Below are 16635 nucleotides of genomic sequence, written 5' to 3'. Positions count from 1 at the left end.
CGAGGGCACTGCGCGCTGCGTCTCGGGCTGCCGCTGGTGCAGGGCTGGTGTGTCAGGCGTGTCAGGCGGTCGCGGCGTTGTTCCGCGCCCGGTTGCGGGCGGCACGGCGCTTCATCGCGCGGCGCTCGTCCTCGCTCAGACCACCCCAGACACCGGAGTCCTGACCCGACTCCAGAGCCCACTGCAGGCACTGCTCCATGACGGGGCAGCGGCGGCAGACAGCCTTGGCTTCCTCGATCTGCAGCAGCGCGGGACCGGTGTTGCCGATGGGGAAGAACAGCTCGGGGTCTTCCTCGCGGCAAACGGCGTGGTGACGCCAGTCCATGGCTGCTACCTCTCCTCGTGTGTGGCTTGCTTGTGAATGTGAACGCTTTCACGAATCCCTTGACGGGGGAAGTGGGGCCTCACAAATGTGATGCGGGTCCCACTGAAGTCAAAGAAGGGGATTCCGGCTCTCAAGGGGGCCCTGATGGCGGGGCCGTCCCGATCGCCATGAAGAGACTCGCAAACCTCGGCGGCGGATACAACCCCTTCCGGAAACTTTTTTTTGAATCCTTGGTGTCGACTAGCTCACAGCCGTCATTCGAGGGGGTGGATCCTGGCCTAAACGTTCGAGTGGAAGGACTTTGGCCCCTTCCACTTACACAATCACACGCAGTGCACGCCGTACGCCTGTGAAGCTCACGCTCGTACGCAGTCCCAGGTGGTCACCGTCCATCTGAAACGGCAACGGCGCCTGCGAATGCAAGGTGAACCGTGTGAGGTCGTGCAGCGTCGCCGCGTGCTTGCCGCGGGGCCCCCGCTCCGGGCTGGAGGTCAGCAACTGGGTGCCGTAGCGGCTCACGGCCAGCGGCGTCAGTCTCCGCAGTCCCAGCACGTCGAGGCCGGTGTCGAAGGACGCCTCCGGCGCCGCGTACAGCGGCTTGTTCCCGAAGTACGACCACGGCGCGGTGTTGCACACGATCGAGAGCGCCAGCTCCGTCACCGGCTCGGCGCCCTCCCGCTCCAGCGTGATCGTCCCGGTGCGGCGGTGCGGCTCGTTCAGGAACTGCCGTACGACCTGGCGCACATACAGCGGATGCGTGGAGCGCTTTCCACGTTCCCGCTGCTGCTCCACTCTGCCGATCACCCCGGCGTCGAACCCCAGTCCCGCGGTGAAGGTGAACCAGCGGTCGGGGATCTCCGCGTCGTCCGTGCCCGGTGTGCCCCCGGCGATCCCCAGCCCGACTGTCCGCTCCGAGCCGGCCTCCAGCGCGTCCAGCAGGTGCCCGGTGGCCTCCACCACGTCGTTGGGCATCCCCAGGGCGCGTGCGAAGACATTGGTGGAGCCGCCCGGGACCACGGCCAGCCGGGGCAGCCGCTCCGGGGCGGGGCCGTCGTGCAGCAGCCCGTTGACCACCTCGTTGACCGTGCCGTCCCCGCCGAGCGCGATGACCAGCTCGGTGGTGCCGCCCTGGGCGGCCTGCCGTGCGAGGTCCCTGGCGTGGCCCCGGTACCGGGTGGTCGCCACCTCCAGTTTGAGATCGCTCGCGAGGGCATGCGCCAGCACGTCACGGGTCCGGGCGCTGGTGGTGGTGGCTGCCGGGTTGACCACGAGTAGTGCGCGCATGGGGTGAGCGTACCTACCGCGGGGTACACGGCCCAGCCCCGCCGGTGCCGGAGGGCTAGGCTGCCATGGTGAGCGAAAGGTCGAAGCGGGCGGATGCCGCCACGGAAGCGGACGAGGCGACGGGGACGCGGCAGGAGGCGCGCGTGCCGCGCGGCCCGCGCAGGATCGACGTCGCCGCCGTACTGACCGGCGCCGAGGGGCTGGTCGTCGCCGGCTTCGGGGTCGTCTCGCTGGTGCTGCTGGTCACCCGGCGGCCGGACGACACGACACAGGCCGCCACCCTGGCCGCGACCGTCCTGGCGCTGTCCGTGCTGCCGCTGGCCGCGGCTCGCGGGCTGTGGCTCCGGCGCCGCTGGAGCCGGGGCCCCTCGATGATCGTGCAGCTCATCGCGCTGCCCGTCGCCTGGCAACTGGGCCGGAACGGGGGCGGTTCACTGGCTGCCGCCGTCGTGCTCGCCCTGGCGGCCGTCGTCGTACTGGGGTGCCTGGTGAACCCGAAGGCCACCGAGGCGCTCGGGATCGGCCGGGGCTGAGTCCCCGGGGCCGGTCCGTCCGGTGCGCAGCGCCCCTTCCCGCTTCCCGCGGGACGCGCCCCGGGTCAGGGGAAGAGGCGGAGCCGGAGGATCACTCCTCCACCAGCAGGCGGTCGCGCAGTTGCGCCAGGGTTCTCGCCAGGAGTCTGGAGACGTGCATCTGGGAGATGCCGACCTCCTGGGCGATCTGGGACTGGGTCATGTTGCCGAAGAACCGCAGCAGCAGAATCTTCTTCTCCCGCGGCGGCAGCTCCTCCAGCAGTGGTTTGAGGGACTCCCGGTACTCGACGCCCTCCAGGGCGTCGTCCTCGGCGCCGAGGGTGTCGGCGACGGCCGGGGACTCGTCGTCGGTGTCGGGGACGTCGAGCGACAGGGTGCTGTAGGCGTTCGCGGACTCCAGGCCCTCGAGGACCTCCTCCTCGGAGATCGAGAGCCGCTGGGCCAGCTCGTGCACGGTCGGGGCGCGCCCGTGGAGCTGGGAGAGCTCGGCCGTCGCCGAGGTGAGCGACAGCCTCAGCTCCTGGAGCCGCCGGGGCACGCGCACGGCCCAGCCCTTGTCGCGGAAGTGGCGCTTGATCTCGCCGACGACCGTGGGTGTCGCGTACGTCGAGAACTCCACCCCGCGCTCGGGGTCGAAGCGGTCGACCGACTTGATCAGACCGATCGTCGCGACCTGCGTCAGGTCGTCCAGCGGCTCGCCGCGGTTGCGGAAGCGGCGGGCCAGATGCTCGACGAGGGGCAGATGCATACGCACCAGGTGGTTGCGCAGCTCGGCGCGTTCGGGCCCGTCCGGCAGCGTGCGCAGCCGGACGAAGAGCGCCCGCGCGCCACCGCGTTCCTGCGGGTCGAGCCCGTGGGACCCGACCGCGTCGTGGCCGGCGGCCCGCTCACGCCGCTCGTGCTGCTGCTGGTCCATAGCGTCCGCCCGCTCTGCCTGCTTGGGTCGCTGCATGCCGGGGTCGGCCGGGTGCGGCCTGGGCTGTTGCTCGGGAACGCCCCGGGAGACCGCCCCCGGGCGGCCTGACCACATCTGACTTGCCTCGTGCTCGGTCACGATGCTCCGGGTCCCGCACCGCGCTTCTTGTGCAGGCTGATGCTGACCGTACGGTCATCCGACACTGCTGAACCCACCTCACCGGCCAGGGCCGAGAGCACCGTCCACGCGAAGGTGTCGCGTTCGGGGGCACGGCCATCGGTCGTCGGCGCCGAGACGGTGACGTGCAGCGAGTCGCCGACGAGCTGGAAGACACAACTGAGCACGGAACCGGGGACGGCCTGCTGGAGCAGGATCGCGCACGCCTCGTCCACGGCGATCCGCAGATCCTCGATCTCGTCGAGGGTGAAGTCCAAGCGGGCCGCGAGCCCGGCGGTGGCCGTCCGCAGCACCGACAGATAGGCACCCGCAGCCGGCAGCCGGACCTCGACGAAGTCCTGCGACGCGGGCTCGCCTGCGATCTGGGACACCCTCACCTCCAAGGTGGCACGAGCCGGTCGGGCCTCACGGGCCGAAGCGGCTGTTGATTCGTTTCGTCAGTGACGCTATCGCGATCCGTGTCACGATGCCGCACGCATCGATCACTGCCGCCTCATTCCTGAGCGTCACCCATAGTAAACATATGGGTACTTTCTGTGGCTAGGGGGTGGAGGCCCCAAATCCGCCGCGATTACGCTGTGTTGGCCTCATGGGGTCGCCGTGGGCCGGGTTCCGGAACGGCTTCCGGGGCTCCCGCGGCCACGCTGTGTGCCCGGCCGGGGGTGCCCCGGCGACGCCGGAAGGGCCTGCCATGTCAGTACCCGTCACCTGATGCGTTCATAGCCCCTCGCGGCACACCCTCCGACAAGGGCCGAAACCCGCCCCTGTGAGTGACTCCGAGGTGGGTCGGAGGTGCTCGAGAGGTGCGAGGGATGGTTACTCAGCGTCAACCCGGAAGGAGGCGCGGTGGGGAACCGAGTGCGGAGAGTGAGCAGCCTTCTCACGGTGTGTCACCGCTCCGAGGGGAATGCCCGGCCGGTGACGACGGCGGTCACCGTGTCGCCCCGGGGGAAGGCGCCCTCCTCCGCGAGCCGGGTGAGCGCGAACAGCAGCTTGGTCACGTAGGTCTCCTCCAGCGCGGGCAGCCCGTGGCGCCGGGCGAAGTCCGCGGCGAAGTCGGACAGCTCCGGGCTCGTCTTCGCGTAGCCGCCGCCGTGGAAACGTTCCTCCAGAGACCAGTCGCCGCGCGGCCCCCCGAAGGACTCCCGCTGCAGCCGCGCGATGTCCGCGGCGAGGAAACCGCCCTTCAGCACCGGCACCCCGAGGCCGCGCTGACCTGCTGAAAGGCCCGCCGCCATGCCCGCGAGGGTGCCGCCGGTGCCGCAGGCGACAGCGGCCACATCGGTGTGCCCGCGCAGTTCCGCGCCCAGCGCCGCACACCCGCGCACGGCCGCCGCGTTGCTGCCGCCCTCCGGAACGACGGTGCACGGGCCGAAGCGGCCGCGCAGCGCGTCGTGGAACGCGGGCTCGGCGCGGCGGCGGTAGTCGGAGCGCGAGACGAAGTGCAGCAGCATGCCGTCTTCGGCGCACCGCGCAAGGGACGGGTTGAGCGGCCGGTCGGCCAGCTCGTGGCCCCGGACCACCCCGACCGTGCGCAACCCGAGCAGCCTGCCCGCCGCCGCGGTGGCGCGCAGATGATTGGAGTAGGCGCCGCCGAAGGTCAGCAGCCGCCGGTGGCCGCTCTCGGCCACCGCCCGCAGATTAGGGGCGAGTTTGCGCCACTTGTTACCGGAGGGGTACAGGTCCGCCGGTCCCGGCGCCGCCGGACCGCCGGCCGCGGCGTGCACGAGATCCTCCCGCTTCAGCAGCAGCCGCACACCCCGGAGGGCGAAGCGCTCGTCCTCGACCTCCTGGAGCGGGGAGGGCGGGCGGGGCCGCAGGGCCGCGGCGATGTCGACGGGGTGGCTCACCCTTCCATTGTGGCGGTCGGGCTCCGGTGCCCGCGGATCGCGGCCCCCGCCCCGGCTGCGGAGATGCCGCGGGTCGGGTGCCGGGCCGGGCTGCGCGGGCCGGACGCCGCGACTCCGGACCCGTGCCGGGCCGGGCGGCTGCGCCGGGCCGGATCGCTGTGCCGGCCGGATGGGACCGGGGCCCGGCCCTGCCCGACCCGGTCACTCGAGGCGCTCGGCGATCCGCTCCCGCAGGGTGTCCATGGTGAAGCCGCGGGGGTCGCTCTTCTGGTCCGTCCACTCCAGGTGGCCGATGACCGACCGGGCGCCCCAGCCGTGGTGCCGGCACAGCGCGGCCGCGGCCCGCACGATCGCCGCCAGTTGCTCGTCCGGCCACGGGTCCTCGCCGTCTCCGAGGTTCTCGCACTCGAAGCCGTAGAAGTACCGGTTCCCGTCGGTGTTCTGCTGGTGCGGCGGCGGGGTGGCGCGCTCGGCGACGACGGCGCGCAGCACGTCGTCGTCGCCGGAGCCCGCGTGGTTGGCCCGGCCGTGGCCGGTCAGATGCACGGTGCCGTCCTTGGTGACGCAGCCGTGGGCGAGCGGGCCCGGCAGGTCCTGGCGGCCGTCGTAGATCAGGTCGACCGTCGCGGCCGAGCCGCTGGTGACGGTGTGGTGGATCACGACACCGTGCACCGGACCCCACGGTCCCTGCTGGTTGCGGTTGTGGTTGCGCCAGTCCCGGACCTCCTCGACCCGCGCCCCCTCCTTCTCGAGGGCCCGGACGAACGCGGTCGCGGTGATGGGTGTGGCCATGTTCGCCTCCGGCTGCCGGGTGTCCGGCCGCGGCCGGAACCTGTCCTGGGGTCATACCCGCCGCCGCGCGGCTTCTAGCCGCGTCGTGCCGCACCCGCGGCTGGGGTCACCTGTACGAGGAGGGCGCGCACCCGGCGGTCGCGCGCGTAGGGGCGCAGCAGCTCCGGTATCCGGGAGCGGGCCGCCCGCACCCGGCCGGAGCGGACCTGCGCTGACACCTCCAGGAATCCGCTCCATGCGGTGCACGCCTCCTCCAGCCGACCGCGGGAGAGCAGCAGTTCGGCCAGTTCCGCCTGGCACACGGCGCGCGTGCGGCGCTCGCTCGCCGGACGCGCGCGCAGCGAGGCGCGCAGGTCCTCGACAGCGCCTTCGCGGTCGCCGAGCGCCACCCGCACCTGGCTGGACTGGTAGAGCAGAGCCGCACTGCGGTAGGTGCCGACCGGCTCGCCGGTGGGGCTCTCCGGACCGGTGGTCAGATCGACCGGGGACCGGGCCAGTTGCCGCTCTGCGCGCTCCAGCGCCTCCAGTGCCCGGCCCTCCTGACCGCACGCCGCGTCCGCTACGGCCAGTCCGGCGTACAGGAACGCGCGCGCCGAGGGGTCGGTGTCCGCCGGTGCCGCGGCCAGGGCCGCCCGGGCGAGCAGCAGGCTCTCGCGCGGGTGCCCCAACTGGTGCGCCTGCGAGCTGAGGGCGCGGCGAGCCAGTGCGACACCTTCCGGATCGGCGGCCTCCGCGGCGAGTTCGGCCGCGGTGAGGAAGGCGCGCTGGGCGAGCCCGTGCCGCTGCTCGTCCACGTAGACCCGGGCCAGCAGGAAGCTGAGCCGTGCGGCGCCCGCCTGGATACCGCGCTGGTGCACGCCCTCCTCGCCGCGGCGCAGGGAGCGCACGAGCCCTGCGAGGCAGGCGGCCAGCGGGGTGCGGATATGACCGCCGCCGTAGCGGTCGGCCTGCAGTGCGAAGAACCGGGCGTGCTCGTGGACCGAGGCGACCTGGCCCGGTTCGGGGGTGCGCGCCGGGCGGGAGCCACGGGCCGTGCAGCCGTTCCGGGCACCGGGCAGCGGAGCGGGCGTGGGGGCTCCCGGTGCGGTGGCGGGATCGTCTGCGGCCGGGTCGCCGACCGGGTCCGCCGTCCCGGCTTCCGCGCGGCCGTCCCGGCATCCGCGTACCGTCTCGGTGAGCAGCCGCAGGGTGTACGGCGCCGGGGGCGGGGTGTCCGCGCGGGGCGGCGGGATCACCGGTGCGGTGAGCGCGCTGAGCTGGTCGGCGGGGTGGCAGGGCCTGCCGAGGCCGAACAGGCGGGAGTCCACCGGGTGTTCCCGGCCCCCCGCCTGGGCCTCGGCGTCTGCCGCCGGGACTCCCGGGCCGCGCGGATCCCGGAGCCGCCCCCGGTGCCTGGCCGCTGCGGGCCCGGCGGCCGGCCGTGGTCCTTCCTCCGCCGGATCGGCGGCGTCGTCACTGCCGCTGCCGCTGCCGCTGCCGCTGCCGCTGCCGCTGCCGCCGCCGCTGTCGCCGCGCGGGCGGGCCGCCGTGCTCGGGCGGCAGCCGCGCGCGCCGAGCATGCCCAGGTCGGTCACCGCGATCCGGCGGCCGAGGCGGCGCGAGAGCGCCTCCGCCATCAGGTGCTGCACCCGGGGGTCGGGGCGGCTGCCCCGCAGCCAGTGGGCGACTGAAGTTCTGTCGTACCGGAGATGGATGCCGGCCTCGGCGCCGAGACGAGCCAGGGCACGCGCGAACGCCGCCTGCGTCCACTCGCTCTCCTCCAGCAGGGCGCGCAGCGCGCGGTTGGGGGTGCGGGTGCGGGACCCGGTGCTCGGGGACGCCGTGACGCGTACGGGGTCAGCGGGTCGCATGGTTGTTCCTGCGGTGGAACCGGATGGGGTCGTTCACTGTTCTGCCTCACTTCCGGAATCAGGTGATGTCTTTCCGTAGCTCTCCGTGTGCTTGATGTGCTGTCATGCACGCGGATGTCTTCAGGGAACCGCATCGCTCCGCGCTGCGGGAGCATGTGCCGGGTGCACGACTGCGTGGTGCTTTCACACCCCGTGTGAAAGCAGGTCCATTACTCTGCGAGACGACACGTTGGACCCGACGGAGGGCGGCATGGAGCCCAACAGCCAACTGGACGCGCTCCTTGACCAGGCAGGGATGTCCCGAGCCGGTCTTGCGGCGAGAATCAATCGATTAGGCGACCGAGCAGGGATGACCCTGCGTTACGATCACACGGCCGTGGCGCGCTGGGTGAAAGGGCAACGGCCACGCGGCAGCGTCCCCGAGTTGATCTGCGAGGTCCTCGGACGCCAGCTCGACAGAACTCTCACGCTCAGTGACATCGGCATGGACGTCCCCGTGGACGGCCGGCTTCCCGGGCCCGCACTCGGCTCCGAGGCGGCGGGCCTGGACCGGTTCGTGGAACGCGCGGCCTCCCTGTGGCGCTCCGACCGGGTGCACGGGGACCGGCTCGGCCCCGCCCTGCTGACCGGCGGCGCGGCTGTCGCACCGGTGTGGGAGTGGGAGAACCCGCCCGAGGACCGGGACGTCTCGCGCACCGGCGGCGCCGAGGTCACCGGCGCGGACGTGGGCGTACTGCACGCCGCCCGCGGCCACTACGAGCATCTGTACCGCAACGCCGGGGGAGTCGCCACCCGCGGCCGGGTGGTCGGCTTCCTGCACGGCGAGGTCGCCCCGCTGCTGCGCGGGAGCTACGACGACACCACCGGCCGCGCACTGTGCCGTGCCGTCGGCTCACTGGCGGCCATCAGCGGCATCTGTGCCTACGACGCCGACGCGCAGGGGCTGGCCCAGCGCTACTTCCACCAGGCACTGCGGCTCGGCAAGGCGTCCGGCGACCTGGTCTTCGGCGGGTATGTGGTCGCCCTCCTCGTCAACCAGGCGCTGTTCCTCGGCGACACCCGGCACGCGCTCGCCTGTTCCGAGGCCCTGCTGCGCACCACGGGACCGCGCATCAGCGCCGCGCTCGCCACGGATGTGTACGCGATGCAGGCCGGTGCGTACGCCCGGCTCGGGGACCGGCGCAGCGCGCACGACTGCATGCGCCGGGCCGAGGCGTACTCCGAGCGCATCCGTCCCGAGGAGGAGCCCGAGGAGACCAGCTACGTCCAACCGGGGCTGGTCGAGGTGCGGTTGGCCGAGGCGCTGATCCTCCTGGGAGAGCTGTCCGCGGCAGCCGAGTACGCCCAGCGGGCGGCGCGCGCGCCCGCGCACGCCCGCGGCCGGGTCAACCGGCTCGCCACCCTCACCGACGTGGCGCTGCACGCGGGGGAACCCGAACGCGCCGCGGTCACCGCGGCGGAGATGGTGGACACCGCGCAGGGCATCGAGTCGCAGCGGCTGCGCGGGCGCATGCGCAGGGTCAGGAAGCGACTGGAACAGCACCCCGGGACTTCGGCGGTCGAAGCGGCGAAGCTCATCGAGGACTCGCTCAGCGTGCCGTTCTGAGCCGGGGCGCACACTGCGCCCCTGTCAGCGGGAGCGCACGACATGCTGGGATGTGCCCAACCTCCGTCGGGAAGGGGGCACATACGTGCGATGGAAGAACCTGGGTGAACACACTGTGTACGAGAACCAGTGGCTTCGGGTGAATCTGGCGGATGTGGAACTGCCGAACGGGCGCCACCTGGATCACTATCTGATCCGGCTGCGGCCCGTCGCCGCGGCGACCGCGGTCAACGAGCGCAACGAGGTGCTGCTGCTGTGGCGGCACCGCTTCATCACGGACAGTTGGGGGTGGGAGCTGGCGGCGGGCGTCGTCGAGGAGGGCGAGGACCTGGTCGAGGCGGCGGCCCGGGAGATGCTGGAGGAGACCGGCTGGCGCCCGGGACCGCTCCGCCATCTGATGACCGTCGAGCCGTCCAACGGGCTCACCGACGCCCGGCACCACATCTACTGGTCGCCGGGGGCCGACTACGTGGGGCCGCCGGAGGACGACTTCGAGTCCGAGAAGCGCGAGTGGGTCCCGCTCAAGGAGGTGCCCGACCTCATCGCCGCGGGCGAGGTCCCCGCGGCGAACATGGCCGCGGCGCTGCTGATGCTCTACCGCGTCCGCTTCGGATGAGCCGGCTCGGGCCGCTCCTCGGCCGGTGAGGAGCGGCCCCGGCCCGGTCCGGGCCGCGCGGCCCGCGGGGCGGTCTCAGTTCTTGAGGAAGTCGTCGCCGTTCTGCGCCACGTGCTCCTGGACGGCGGCGAGGGCCCGCTGGACCTCCTGCGCCGAGCCGGTGCCCTTCTGCTCCGCGTAGTAGGCGGCACCCAGACGGCGCAGCAGGTCGTTGCCCGCGCGCTGGGCCTGGACCTCCTCCACCTTCTCCTTGCCCTGCGCGATACCCCGCTGAGCCTGCTCCTTGGCGCGGTCGAGAAAGCCTGCCATGGTCCTGCCTCCGTCGTGTACGGCTCTACCGGCCGGGTCGGCTCCGGTACACCCGTCAACGTATGCCGTGACCAGCCGGTTCCCCGCCGCCTACGGCCGTGCCGAACCGGCTGGTCAGTCCATTTCACACGATCGCCCGACGGCGCTTCGCCGCACTGGTGGGGCCGGTGCCCGGCCGCGGCGGAAGGGGCGCCGGCGGGCGCGGTTACGGTTGTCCGGTGAACGCACAGCCAGACGCCGGTGACGGCACCGTCCGGTGGGACGAGGGAGGCCGGGAGCGGACCGCCGCGTGGCGGTCGGAGAGCGGTGCCCGGCCGCCGCGGCGGGTCGCCGTCGCCGACGACCGGATGGCCGCCGACCTCGCCTACAAGCTGGTCTGCGAGGGGACCGCGCTGCTGTGGCGCGGCGACTACCACGGTGCCCGGCAACTGCTGGCGGCGCTCGGCCGCCGGGTGGACCGCAAGCAGCCCAAACCGGGGGCCACGCCCCTGGAAAGCTTCCACCTCCACCGGCAGGCCCGCTCCCGCCGTGCCCGGATCCTCGGCATGCTGCTGGTCCCGCTGGAGACCGCACCCGGCGGCTCCTACGCCGTACCGCTGCGCCGCGCGCCGGAGGTGGGCCCCGCCTGTGTGGCCGCCTACGGCACGCCCGGTGGCGCCGTGGGCGACCTGGCGCTGGTCTCCCTGCGCGAACTGCAGGGCGTGCTCGGCGCGTACGAGTGGTGGCGCAACGGGGTGCCCGTCGACGCGCTGGGCGGCGACCGGATCCACCCCTACCACGGGGTCTTCTCACCGGTGCGCGGCGAGTACGTCGACCTGGTCGCACAGGCTCCGCTGCCGGACCGGCCGGCTGCCGGACTGCTGGCCTTCGACGTCGGCACCGGGACGGGTGTGCTGGCCGCGGTGCTGGCCCGGCGCGGTGTGGGCCGGGTGATCGCCACCGATCTGGGCGAGCGGGCGGTGGAGTGCGCGCGCGAGAACGCCGCGCGGCTCGGCGTGGCGGAGGCGGTCGAGGTCGTACGGTCCGACCTGTTCCCACCCCGGGATGCCGGACGCGCGGACCTCGTCGTCTGCAATCCGCCGTGGCTGCCCGCCAAGCCGACCTCGGTACTGGAGCAGGCGGTCTACGACCCCGACAGCCGCATGCTGCGGGGCTTCCTCGCGGGGGTGGCCGGACGGCTCGCCCCCGGCGGCGAGGGCTGGCTGATCCTCTCCGACCTCGCCGAGCACCTCGGCCTGCGCCCCCGCGAGCAGTTGCTGGACTGGATCGCCGAGGCCGGACTGGAGGTGGCCGGCCACCTCGACGCCCGGCCCCGGCACGGCAGGGCGGAGGATCCGGAGGCGCCCCTGCACGCGGCCAGGGCGGCCGAGACGACGCGGCTGTGGCGGCTGCGTCCGGCGGCCGGCTGAGTCGCCGCACGGGCCGCACGGGCAGCGGCCGGTGCGCCTCGGCCGCGGGTCAGCCTGTCCGCTCCGTGGCACGGTGCCGGACCCAGACGTTGGGCTCGACGTAGACGGCGTGCCCCCGCACCGGATCGCAGTGCACCGGCGCCAGCGCACCCGGCACCCGTACCTCTCCCGCGCGGTCGAACGGCAGCCCGGTCCACTCCCGCCACCGGGCGAGGGGCGCGCTCACCGTCATGGAGGCGGGCGCGACCTTCTCCACGGTGCCGCCCGCGCGGACGTGGACGCGCAGCCACGGGTCGGCGGGCAGACCGTCGGCGCGCAGTTCGCTCATGTGGTCGGCCATCGGCAGGTCCGGCCGCTGCTGCTTGGCCGTCGGGCGCACCGGGGCCACCATCTCCGGGTGCCCCTGCCGGTGCGCCGCCGTACGCAGCCCGTCCAGCATCCGGGAGGAGAGCCCGCGGCCCCGGTACGCCGGGTCGACGGTGATCTCCAGCGCGCTCACCGCCGTGGTCGGACGGCCGCGCCGCCGGTCGGTGCAGGCCCACGTCAGCACCCGGTCCCACCCCTGGTCGGGGGTCTCCTCGCGGCCGGCCGAGTCGGCGTCGAAGGGCACGCTGTACCCGCGCGCGACGACGCGGTCCCCGTCCGTGGCGACGACGCAGTACTCCGGGAAGTCCTCCGGGACCTGCGGCAGCAGCGTGCCGGCGACCAGGTCGTGGGCGACGAAGGCGGGCCAGTCGTCGGAGATCTCGTAGAGCCTGCCGGTCAGGTCCGGACGGTCGGCGAGGCGGGTGATCTCGACGGTGTCGGTGCTGCGGAGGGTCATGGGCCGGACGTTTCCACAGGCGGCGGCGCGTGGGCCACGGATTTGTGCGGTGCGGGCGGTCCGCACCGGTGTGCCCCGGGCCGTTCGGCCCGTCGCCGGCAGACGCGGCGGCGGGGCCCGCAGCGCGGGGGCTCGCCGTCCGAGCCCCCGCGGGTGCGCCCCCGGCGGCCATGCCGCCCGGGGCTGCCATCCTCCTCTTTCCGGACCGCTTCCCGTGCGACGTCGGGCGAACGGCGACGAGTCGGCCTGTCGGCGTCGGCGACGTCCGTGCGGTGACGTCTCGTTCGGCGCGGGGTCGGGCCCCCGGAACACCGTCGTCCGGCGCAGGGCCCGGACGACGGTGTTCCGGGGGCCGGGCCGACCGGGGTGAGCAACGCATGTCCCTTATGGGGCAGTTGGCTACTATGGCGGTGGTTGGGGTTGGTTTCCCACCCTATAGTGGAGTATCATGTCGAGTCGGCCCCTCGTTGTGCCTGTCATGGCGACTCTGTGCCGACCTGCTGTACAGGTCCCGCCACACGTGATCACGTTGGCGGACACGCTCGCACTGGCGCGTTCCCAGCACGCGGAACATCCTCAGCTTCCACTCGTGCTGCGGCTGATCGAGAACACCGGCGTCCGGACCAGACACCTCGTCCAGCCCCTGGAGCTGACCCTCCGGCACCCCGGCTTCGGGGAGCGGAACTCGGTGTACGAGGCGGAGGCCAAGGCCCGGGTGCCGCGCGTCGTCGGCCGGGCGCTGGCCGCCGCCGAACTGGAGGCCGAGCAGATCGACCTCATCGTCTACGTCTCCTGCACCGGCTTCATGATGCCCTCGCTGACGGCCTGGCTGATCAACACGCTGGGATTCCGCTCCACGACCCGCCAACTGCCCATCGCGCAGTTGGGCTGCGCGGGCGGCGGAGCGGCGATCAACCGGGCACAGGACTTCTGCACGGCCTACCCCGAGGCCAACGCGCTGATCGTCGCGTGCGAGTTCTGCTCCCTGTGCTACCAGCCCACCGATGTCGGCGTCGGCTCGCTGCTGTCCGACGGCCTGTTCGGGGACGGGGTGGCGGCCGCCGTGGTCCGCGGCTCGGGCGGAACGGGCATCCGGCTGCTGCGCAACGGCTCGTACCTGATCCCGCACACCGAGGGGTGGATCTCCTACGACGTGCGCTCCACGGGCTTCCACTTCCTGCTGGACAAGCGGGTGCCCTCGACCATGGGGCCGCTGGCGCCCGCGCTGTGCGAGCTCGCGGCAGGGCACGGTTGGGACGCCTCCGCACTGGACTTCTACATCGTGCACGCGGGCGGCCCGCGGATCCTGCTCGACCTGGGCAAGTACCTCGACGTGCCGCAGCACGCCTTCCGGTTCAGCCGGGCCACGCTGACGGAGTACGGCAACACCGCCAGCGTCGTCGTCCTGGACGCCCTCCGCAGGCTGTTCGACGAGGGCGGGCCCGGCGACGGGGCGCGGGGGCTGTTGGCCGGGTTCGGCCCCGGCATCACCGCGGAGATGGCACTGGGCCGTTGGGGGAGCGCCGACGCACCGGACGACCCGGCGGACGCCGTCCGGCACCGCCCCGGAACCCGGCACGTCCCGCCGCCCGCCGGGACGGAGAGGCCCCCCGGCCCCCGCCCGGAGAACCCACCGGAAGGAGCAGTGAGCCCGTCATGACCCGTACCGGAACAGCGGAGCCCCGACCGGAGCGCCGACCCGGGCCGCCCAGCGGCCTGGTCGTGCCGCCGGGTCAGGGCCGCACCCTGCGCACCGCCGCCCAGCAGGTGACCTTCAAGGTGACCGGGCAGCACTCCCGGGCCGCCTCCAGTTTCGAGGTCGTCGTACCACCCGGCTTCGACGTGGGCGCCCATGTGCACACCCGCAGCGAGGAACTCTTCTACGTGCTGGAGGGCGAGCTGGAGCTGCTCGCCTTCGAACCCCGGGTGCGCACCCGGGACGGCTGGCGGGAGTGGGAGTCGGCCGCCGGGGACCGTCCCGTGCGCGCCACCGCGGGCACCACCGTGCTGGTGCCGCCGGGCTGCCCGCACGCGTTCGCCAATCGGACCGGTTCCCCGGCGCGGATGTTCTTCCAGGCGGCACCGCCCCCGGACCACGAGCGCTACTTCGACGAACTGCTGGACATCCTGGCCGCGGACGGTCCGCCGGACGAGGCGGCCGTCGCCGAGTTGCGGGCCCGCTACGACATCGAGCAGCTCACCCCGCTCCGGCACGGCCCGCCCCCGGGACCGGCGCCGAAGGAGGCCCCGCACCGGACCGAGGAGGGTTGACCATGACGGAGTGCCCGCTCTACGACGTCCCGGCCGATCCGCCGGAGCTGGAGTTCGACCCGTTCCTGCGGGCGGCGCTGCAGAGCCCGCCGTCCCGCATCCGGCTGCCGCACGGCGAGGGGGACTGCTGGCTGGTCACGCGGTACGACGACGTCCGCTTCGTCACCTCGGACCCCCGGTTCAGCCGGGACATCGTCGGCCGCCCCACCCCCCGTATGACCAGGCATCTGATCCCGCTCGACCGCGCCGTCAGCTTCGTCGACCCGCCCGAGCACGCGCGGGTGCGCTCCGTGGTGGCTCCGGTCTTCGGCAGCGCCGCGGTGGAGCGCCTCCGGCCCCGGGTCCGGGCGCTCGTGGCGGCGCTGGTGGACGAGATGCTGGCGGCCGGACCCCCGGCCGACGTGGTGCGGTACGTGGTCTCGCCCCTTCCGCTGGCCGTGGTGGGAGAGCTGCTGGGAGTACCGCCCGAGGACCGCACGCGGGTGCGCGACTGGGCCTGGACGCTGCTGACCCGCGCCTCGGACGACGCGGCGGCCGCACGTGCCCAGCAGGTGAAGGCGGCGGCCCGGCAGTACTTCCGGGAACTGGCGGAGCTGCGCCGGTCCCGGCCGGCCGGTGACCTGATGACGCGGATGGTGGAGGCGGTGGACGCCGGTCGCATCGACGAGGAGGAACTGCTCGCGCTGGCCACCCTGATCGGGCTCAACGGGTGGCACGCGGTGCGCAACAACGTCTCCAACATGGTCTACCTGCTGCTGACCCGGCCCGAGCTGCGCGAACGGCTGCGCGCCGAACCGGAGTCCGTGCCGCGCGCCGTCGAGGAGCTGCTGCGCTGGATCCCGCACAAGCACGGGGTGGGGCAGCCCAGGATCGCCACCGAGGACGTCGAGGTGGGCGGTGTGCTGGTCCGCCGCGGCGAGGTGGTGCAGGTGTCCTACGTGGCGGCGGGCCGCGACCCGCGCCGGTTCCCCGACCCGGACGCGGTCGACATCGACCGCCAGGGCCCTCCGCATCTGGCCTTCGGGCACGGGCCGCACCACTGCGTGGCACCGCTGCTGGCCCGGATGGAGGCGGAGGAGTTGCTGTCGGCCCTGCTGCGCCGGCTCCCGGGGCTGCGGTCGGCCGTGCCCGCCGAGGAAGTCCGCTGGCAGGGCAGCGTGCTGATCAGAGGGCCGGTCGGACTTCCGGTCACCTGGTGAGCCCGGCGGCGGCCGGTGCGGGCCGGGGGCAGGTGCCCGCGCGGCAGGCCCGCTGCCGGGCCTCCCGTCCGGCGGCCGGACGGGAAACGGCCGCACCCGGTCCGGACAGGACTCGGTCGGAGTCCCGCGGACCGGGTGCGGCCGTTCGTACCCACGGAAAGGTGACCTGCGGGCCGGGTCAGCCCTGCTTGGTCTCCCAGAAGATCTTGTCGATCTCGGCGATGAGCTCCAGCGCCTTCTGCCCGGTGGCCGGGTCGGTGGAGCCCTTGGCCGCGCTGAGCGCCTTGAGGGTGTCGTTCACCAGCTGGTGGAGCTGCGGGTACTTCTCGAAGTGCGGCGGCTTGAAGTAGTCGCTCCACAGCACCGAGACGTGGTGCTTGGCGAGTTCCGCGCGCTCCTCCTTGATGACGGTGGCCCGGGCCCGGAAGTGCGGGTCGTCGTTGGCCTGGTACTTCTCCTGAACGGCCTTCACGGATTCGGCCTCGATCCGGGCCTGTGCCGGGTCGTAGACACCGCAGGGCAGGTCACAATGGGCGCTGACCTGCACCTTGGGGGCGAACAGTCGGGAGAGCATAAAAGCCGTCCTTCCTCGTGATCGTCTTCTCACGTGCGAGATTACTCCGTGTGGGAAGTCTTTTCGCGTGTGCCCCCACGGGCCTAGGACAAAAGTCCGGT

General features: G+C 73.1%; 17 protein-coding genes. 7 read left to right on the top strand and 10 right to left on the bottom strand.

Going from position 1 to position 16635, the window contains the following annotated elements; genetic code table 11:
* Positions 1-61: 61 nt before the first annotated feature.
* Positions 62-325, bottom strand: a complete 264-nt coding sequence (locus tag BMX65_RS19485) for a WhiB family transcriptional regulator (protein WP_016469673.1) — start codon at positions 323-325, stop codon at positions 62-64.
* Between the two features lie 315 nt (positions 326-640).
* Positions 641-1609, bottom strand: coding sequence for a diacylglycerol/lipid kinase family protein (locus BMX65_RS19480; protein WP_075001630.1), 969 nt, complete (start codon positions 1607-1609; stop codon positions 641-643).
* A gap of 65 nt (positions 1610-1674) precedes the next feature.
* Between BMX65_RS19480 and BMX65_RS19475 the strand changes: the two genes are divergently transcribed.
* Positions 1675-2142, top strand: a complete 468-nt coding sequence (locus BMX65_RS19475; protein ID WP_075001629.1) for a hypothetical protein — start codon at positions 1675-1677, stop codon at positions 2140-2142.
* 91 nt (positions 2143-2233) lie between these two features.
* Here BMX65_RS19475 and BMX65_RS19470 read toward each other — a convergent pair whose 3' ends face one another.
* The 5 genes from BMX65_RS19470 to BMX65_RS19450 form a co-directional block, all read right to left on the bottom strand.
* Entirely contained in the window at positions 2234-3058 is an 825-nt protein-coding gene (locus BMX65_RS19470) for an RNA polymerase sigma factor SigF (RefSeq protein ID WP_420856828.1), read from the bottom strand.
* Positions 3059-3192: 134 nt separating this feature from the next.
* Complete coding sequence (locus BMX65_RS19465; protein WP_019354516.1) at positions 3193-3606, bottom strand: ATP-binding protein; 414 nt, start codon at positions 3604-3606, stop codon at positions 3193-3195.
* A 519-nt stretch (positions 3607-4125) separates the two neighbouring features.
* Complete coding sequence (locus tag BMX65_RS19460; RefSeq protein WP_075001627.1) at positions 4126-5085, bottom strand: 1-aminocyclopropane-1-carboxylate deaminase/D-cysteine desulfhydrase; 960 nt, start codon at positions 5083-5085, stop codon at positions 4126-4128.
* A 201-nt stretch (positions 5086-5286) separates the two neighbouring features.
* A complete protein-coding gene (locus BMX65_RS19455; protein WP_075001626.1) occupies positions 5287-5877 on the bottom strand; it encodes a peptidoglycan recognition protein family protein in 591 nt (196 codons plus the stop codon).
* 74 nt (positions 5878-5951) lie between these two features.
* Complete coding sequence (locus BMX65_RS19450) at positions 5952-7727, bottom strand: NsdA family TPR-like regulatory protein (protein WP_075001625.1); 1776 nt, start codon at positions 7725-7727, stop codon at positions 5952-5954.
* A gap of 250 nt (positions 7728-7977) precedes the next feature.
* Here BMX65_RS19450 and BMX65_RS19445 point away from each other — a divergent pair, with 250 nt between their 5' ends.
* Both BMX65_RS19445 and BMX65_RS19440 read left to right on the top strand, forming a co-directional pair.
* Positions 7978-9333, top strand: coding sequence for an NsdA family TPR-like regulatory protein (locus BMX65_RS19445; RefSeq protein WP_075001624.1), 1356 nt, complete (start codon positions 7978-7980; stop codon positions 9331-9333).
* 85 nt (positions 9334-9418) lie between these two features.
* Positions 9419-9949, top strand: coding sequence for an NUDIX hydrolase (locus tag BMX65_RS19440; protein WP_075001623.1), 531 nt, complete (start codon positions 9419-9421; stop codon positions 9947-9949).
* 75 nt (positions 9950-10024) lie between these two features.
* On the opposite strand, the gene BMX65_RS19435 is transcribed toward BMX65_RS19440, so the two are convergent.
* On the bottom strand, positions 10025-10258 hold the full coding sequence (locus BMX65_RS19435) for a hypothetical protein (protein ID WP_075001622.1): 234 nt from the start codon (positions 10256-10258) through the stop codon (positions 10025-10027).
* A 218-nt stretch (positions 10259-10476) separates the two neighbouring features.
* Here BMX65_RS19435 and BMX65_RS19430 point away from each other — a divergent pair, with 218 nt between their 5' ends.
* Positions 10477-11667 (top strand): N5-glutamine methyltransferase family protein, encoded by a 1191-nt coding sequence (locus BMX65_RS19430; protein ID WP_075001621.1) that lies wholly within the window; start codon positions 10477-10479, stop codon positions 11665-11667.
* Between the two features lie 49 nt (positions 11668-11716).
* On the opposite strand, the gene BMX65_RS19425 is transcribed toward BMX65_RS19430, so the two are convergent.
* Entirely contained in the window at positions 11717-12490 is a 774-nt protein-coding gene (locus tag BMX65_RS19425) for a GNAT family N-acetyltransferase (RefSeq protein ID WP_075001620.1), read from the bottom strand.
* Positions 12491-12968: 478 nt separating this feature from the next.
* Between BMX65_RS19425 and BMX65_RS19420 the strand changes: the two genes are divergently transcribed.
* The 3 genes from BMX65_RS19420 to BMX65_RS19410 are packed head-to-tail and all read left to right on the top strand — an operon-like array spanning position 12969 to position 15960.
* Positions 12969-14150, top strand: coding sequence for a type III polyketide synthase (locus BMX65_RS19420; RefSeq protein ID WP_075001619.1), 1182 nt, complete (start codon positions 12969-12971; stop codon positions 14148-14150).
* Positions 14147-14761 carry a cupin domain-containing protein gene (locus BMX65_RS19415; RefSeq protein WP_075001618.1) on the top strand — a complete coding sequence of 205 codons (615 nt, stop codon included), beginning with the start codon at positions 14147-14149 and terminating at the stop codon, positions 14759-14761. The genes BMX65_RS19420 and BMX65_RS19415 overlap by 4 nt, the downstream gene beginning before the upstream one ends.
* A 2-nt stretch (positions 14762-14763) precedes the next feature.
* Complete coding sequence (locus tag BMX65_RS19410) at positions 14764-15960, top strand: cytochrome P450 (RefSeq protein WP_075001617.1); 1197 nt, start codon at positions 14764-14766, stop codon at positions 15958-15960.
* Positions 15961-16138: 178 nt separating this feature from the next.
* Here the strand turns inward: BMX65_RS19410 and sodN are convergent, their stop codons facing one another.
* A complete protein-coding gene (gene sodN, locus BMX65_RS19405; RefSeq protein ID WP_075001616.1) occupies positions 16139-16534 on the bottom strand; it encodes a superoxide dismutase, Ni in 396 nt (131 codons plus the stop codon).
* Positions 16535-16635: the final 101 nt, after the last annotated feature.

The sequence above is a fragment of the Streptomyces qinglanensis genome, from assembly GCF_900111245.1.
Classification (GTDB): Bacteria; Actinomycetota; Actinomycetes; order Streptomycetales; family Streptomycetaceae; genus Streptomyces; species Streptomyces qinglanensis.
Note: the sequence above shows the minus strand (reverse complement) of the source record. Positions and strands in the feature narration are given on the sequence as shown.

What these genes read in the sequence shown, in the direction of transcription:
- BMX65_RS19450 (WP_075001625.1), bottom strand. Translation starts at nt 7,727, where the DNA reads ATGCGACCCGCTGACCCCGTACGCGTCACGGCGTCCCCGAGCACCGGG.
- BMX65_RS19410 (WP_075001617.1), top strand. Translation starts at nt 14,764, where the DNA reads ATGACGGAGTGCCCGCTCTACGACGTCCCGGCCGATCCGCCGGAGCTG.
- BMX65_RS19420 (WP_075001619.1), top strand. Translation starts at nt 12,969, where the DNA reads ATGGCGACTCTGTGCCGACCTGCTGTACAGGTCCCGCCACACGTGATC.
- BMX65_RS19480 (WP_075001630.1), bottom strand. Translation starts at nt 1,609, where the DNA reads ATGCGCGCACTACTCGTGGTCAACCCGGCAGCCACCACCACCAGCGCC.
- sodN (WP_075001616.1), bottom strand. Translation starts at nt 16,534, where the DNA reads ATGCTCTCCCGACTGTTCGCCCCCAAGGTGCAGGTCAGCGCCCATTGT.
- BMX65_RS19485 (WP_016469673.1), bottom strand. Translation starts at nt 325, where the DNA reads ATGGACTGGCGTCACCACGCCGTTTGCCGCGAGGAAGACCCCGAGCTG.
- BMX65_RS19470 (WP_420856828.1), bottom strand. Translation starts at nt 3,058, where the DNA reads ATGGACCAGCAGCAGCACGAGCGGCGTGAGCGGGCCGCCGGCCACGAC.
- BMX65_RS19445 (WP_075001624.1), top strand. Translation starts at nt 7,978, where the DNA reads ATGGAGCCCAACAGCCAACTGGACGCGCTCCTTGACCAGGCAGGGATG.
- BMX65_RS19435 (WP_075001622.1), bottom strand. Translation starts at nt 10,258, where the DNA reads ATGGCAGGCTTTCTCGACCGCGCCAAGGAGCAGGCTCAGCGGGGTATC.
- BMX65_RS19415 (WP_075001618.1), top strand. Translation starts at nt 14,147, where the DNA reads ATGACCCGTACCGGAACAGCGGAGCCCCGACCGGAGCGCCGACCCGGG.
- BMX65_RS19475 (WP_075001629.1), top strand. Translation starts at nt 1,675, where the DNA reads ATGGTGAGCGAAAGGTCGAAGCGGGCGGATGCCGCCACGGAAGCGGAC.
- BMX65_RS19455 (WP_075001626.1), bottom strand. Translation starts at nt 5,877, where the DNA reads ATGGCCACACCCATCACCGCGACCGCGTTCGTCCGGGCCCTCGAGAAG.
- BMX65_RS19425 (WP_075001620.1), bottom strand. Translation starts at nt 12,490, where the DNA reads ATGACCCTCCGCAGCACCGACACCGTCGAGATCACCCGCCTCGCCGAC.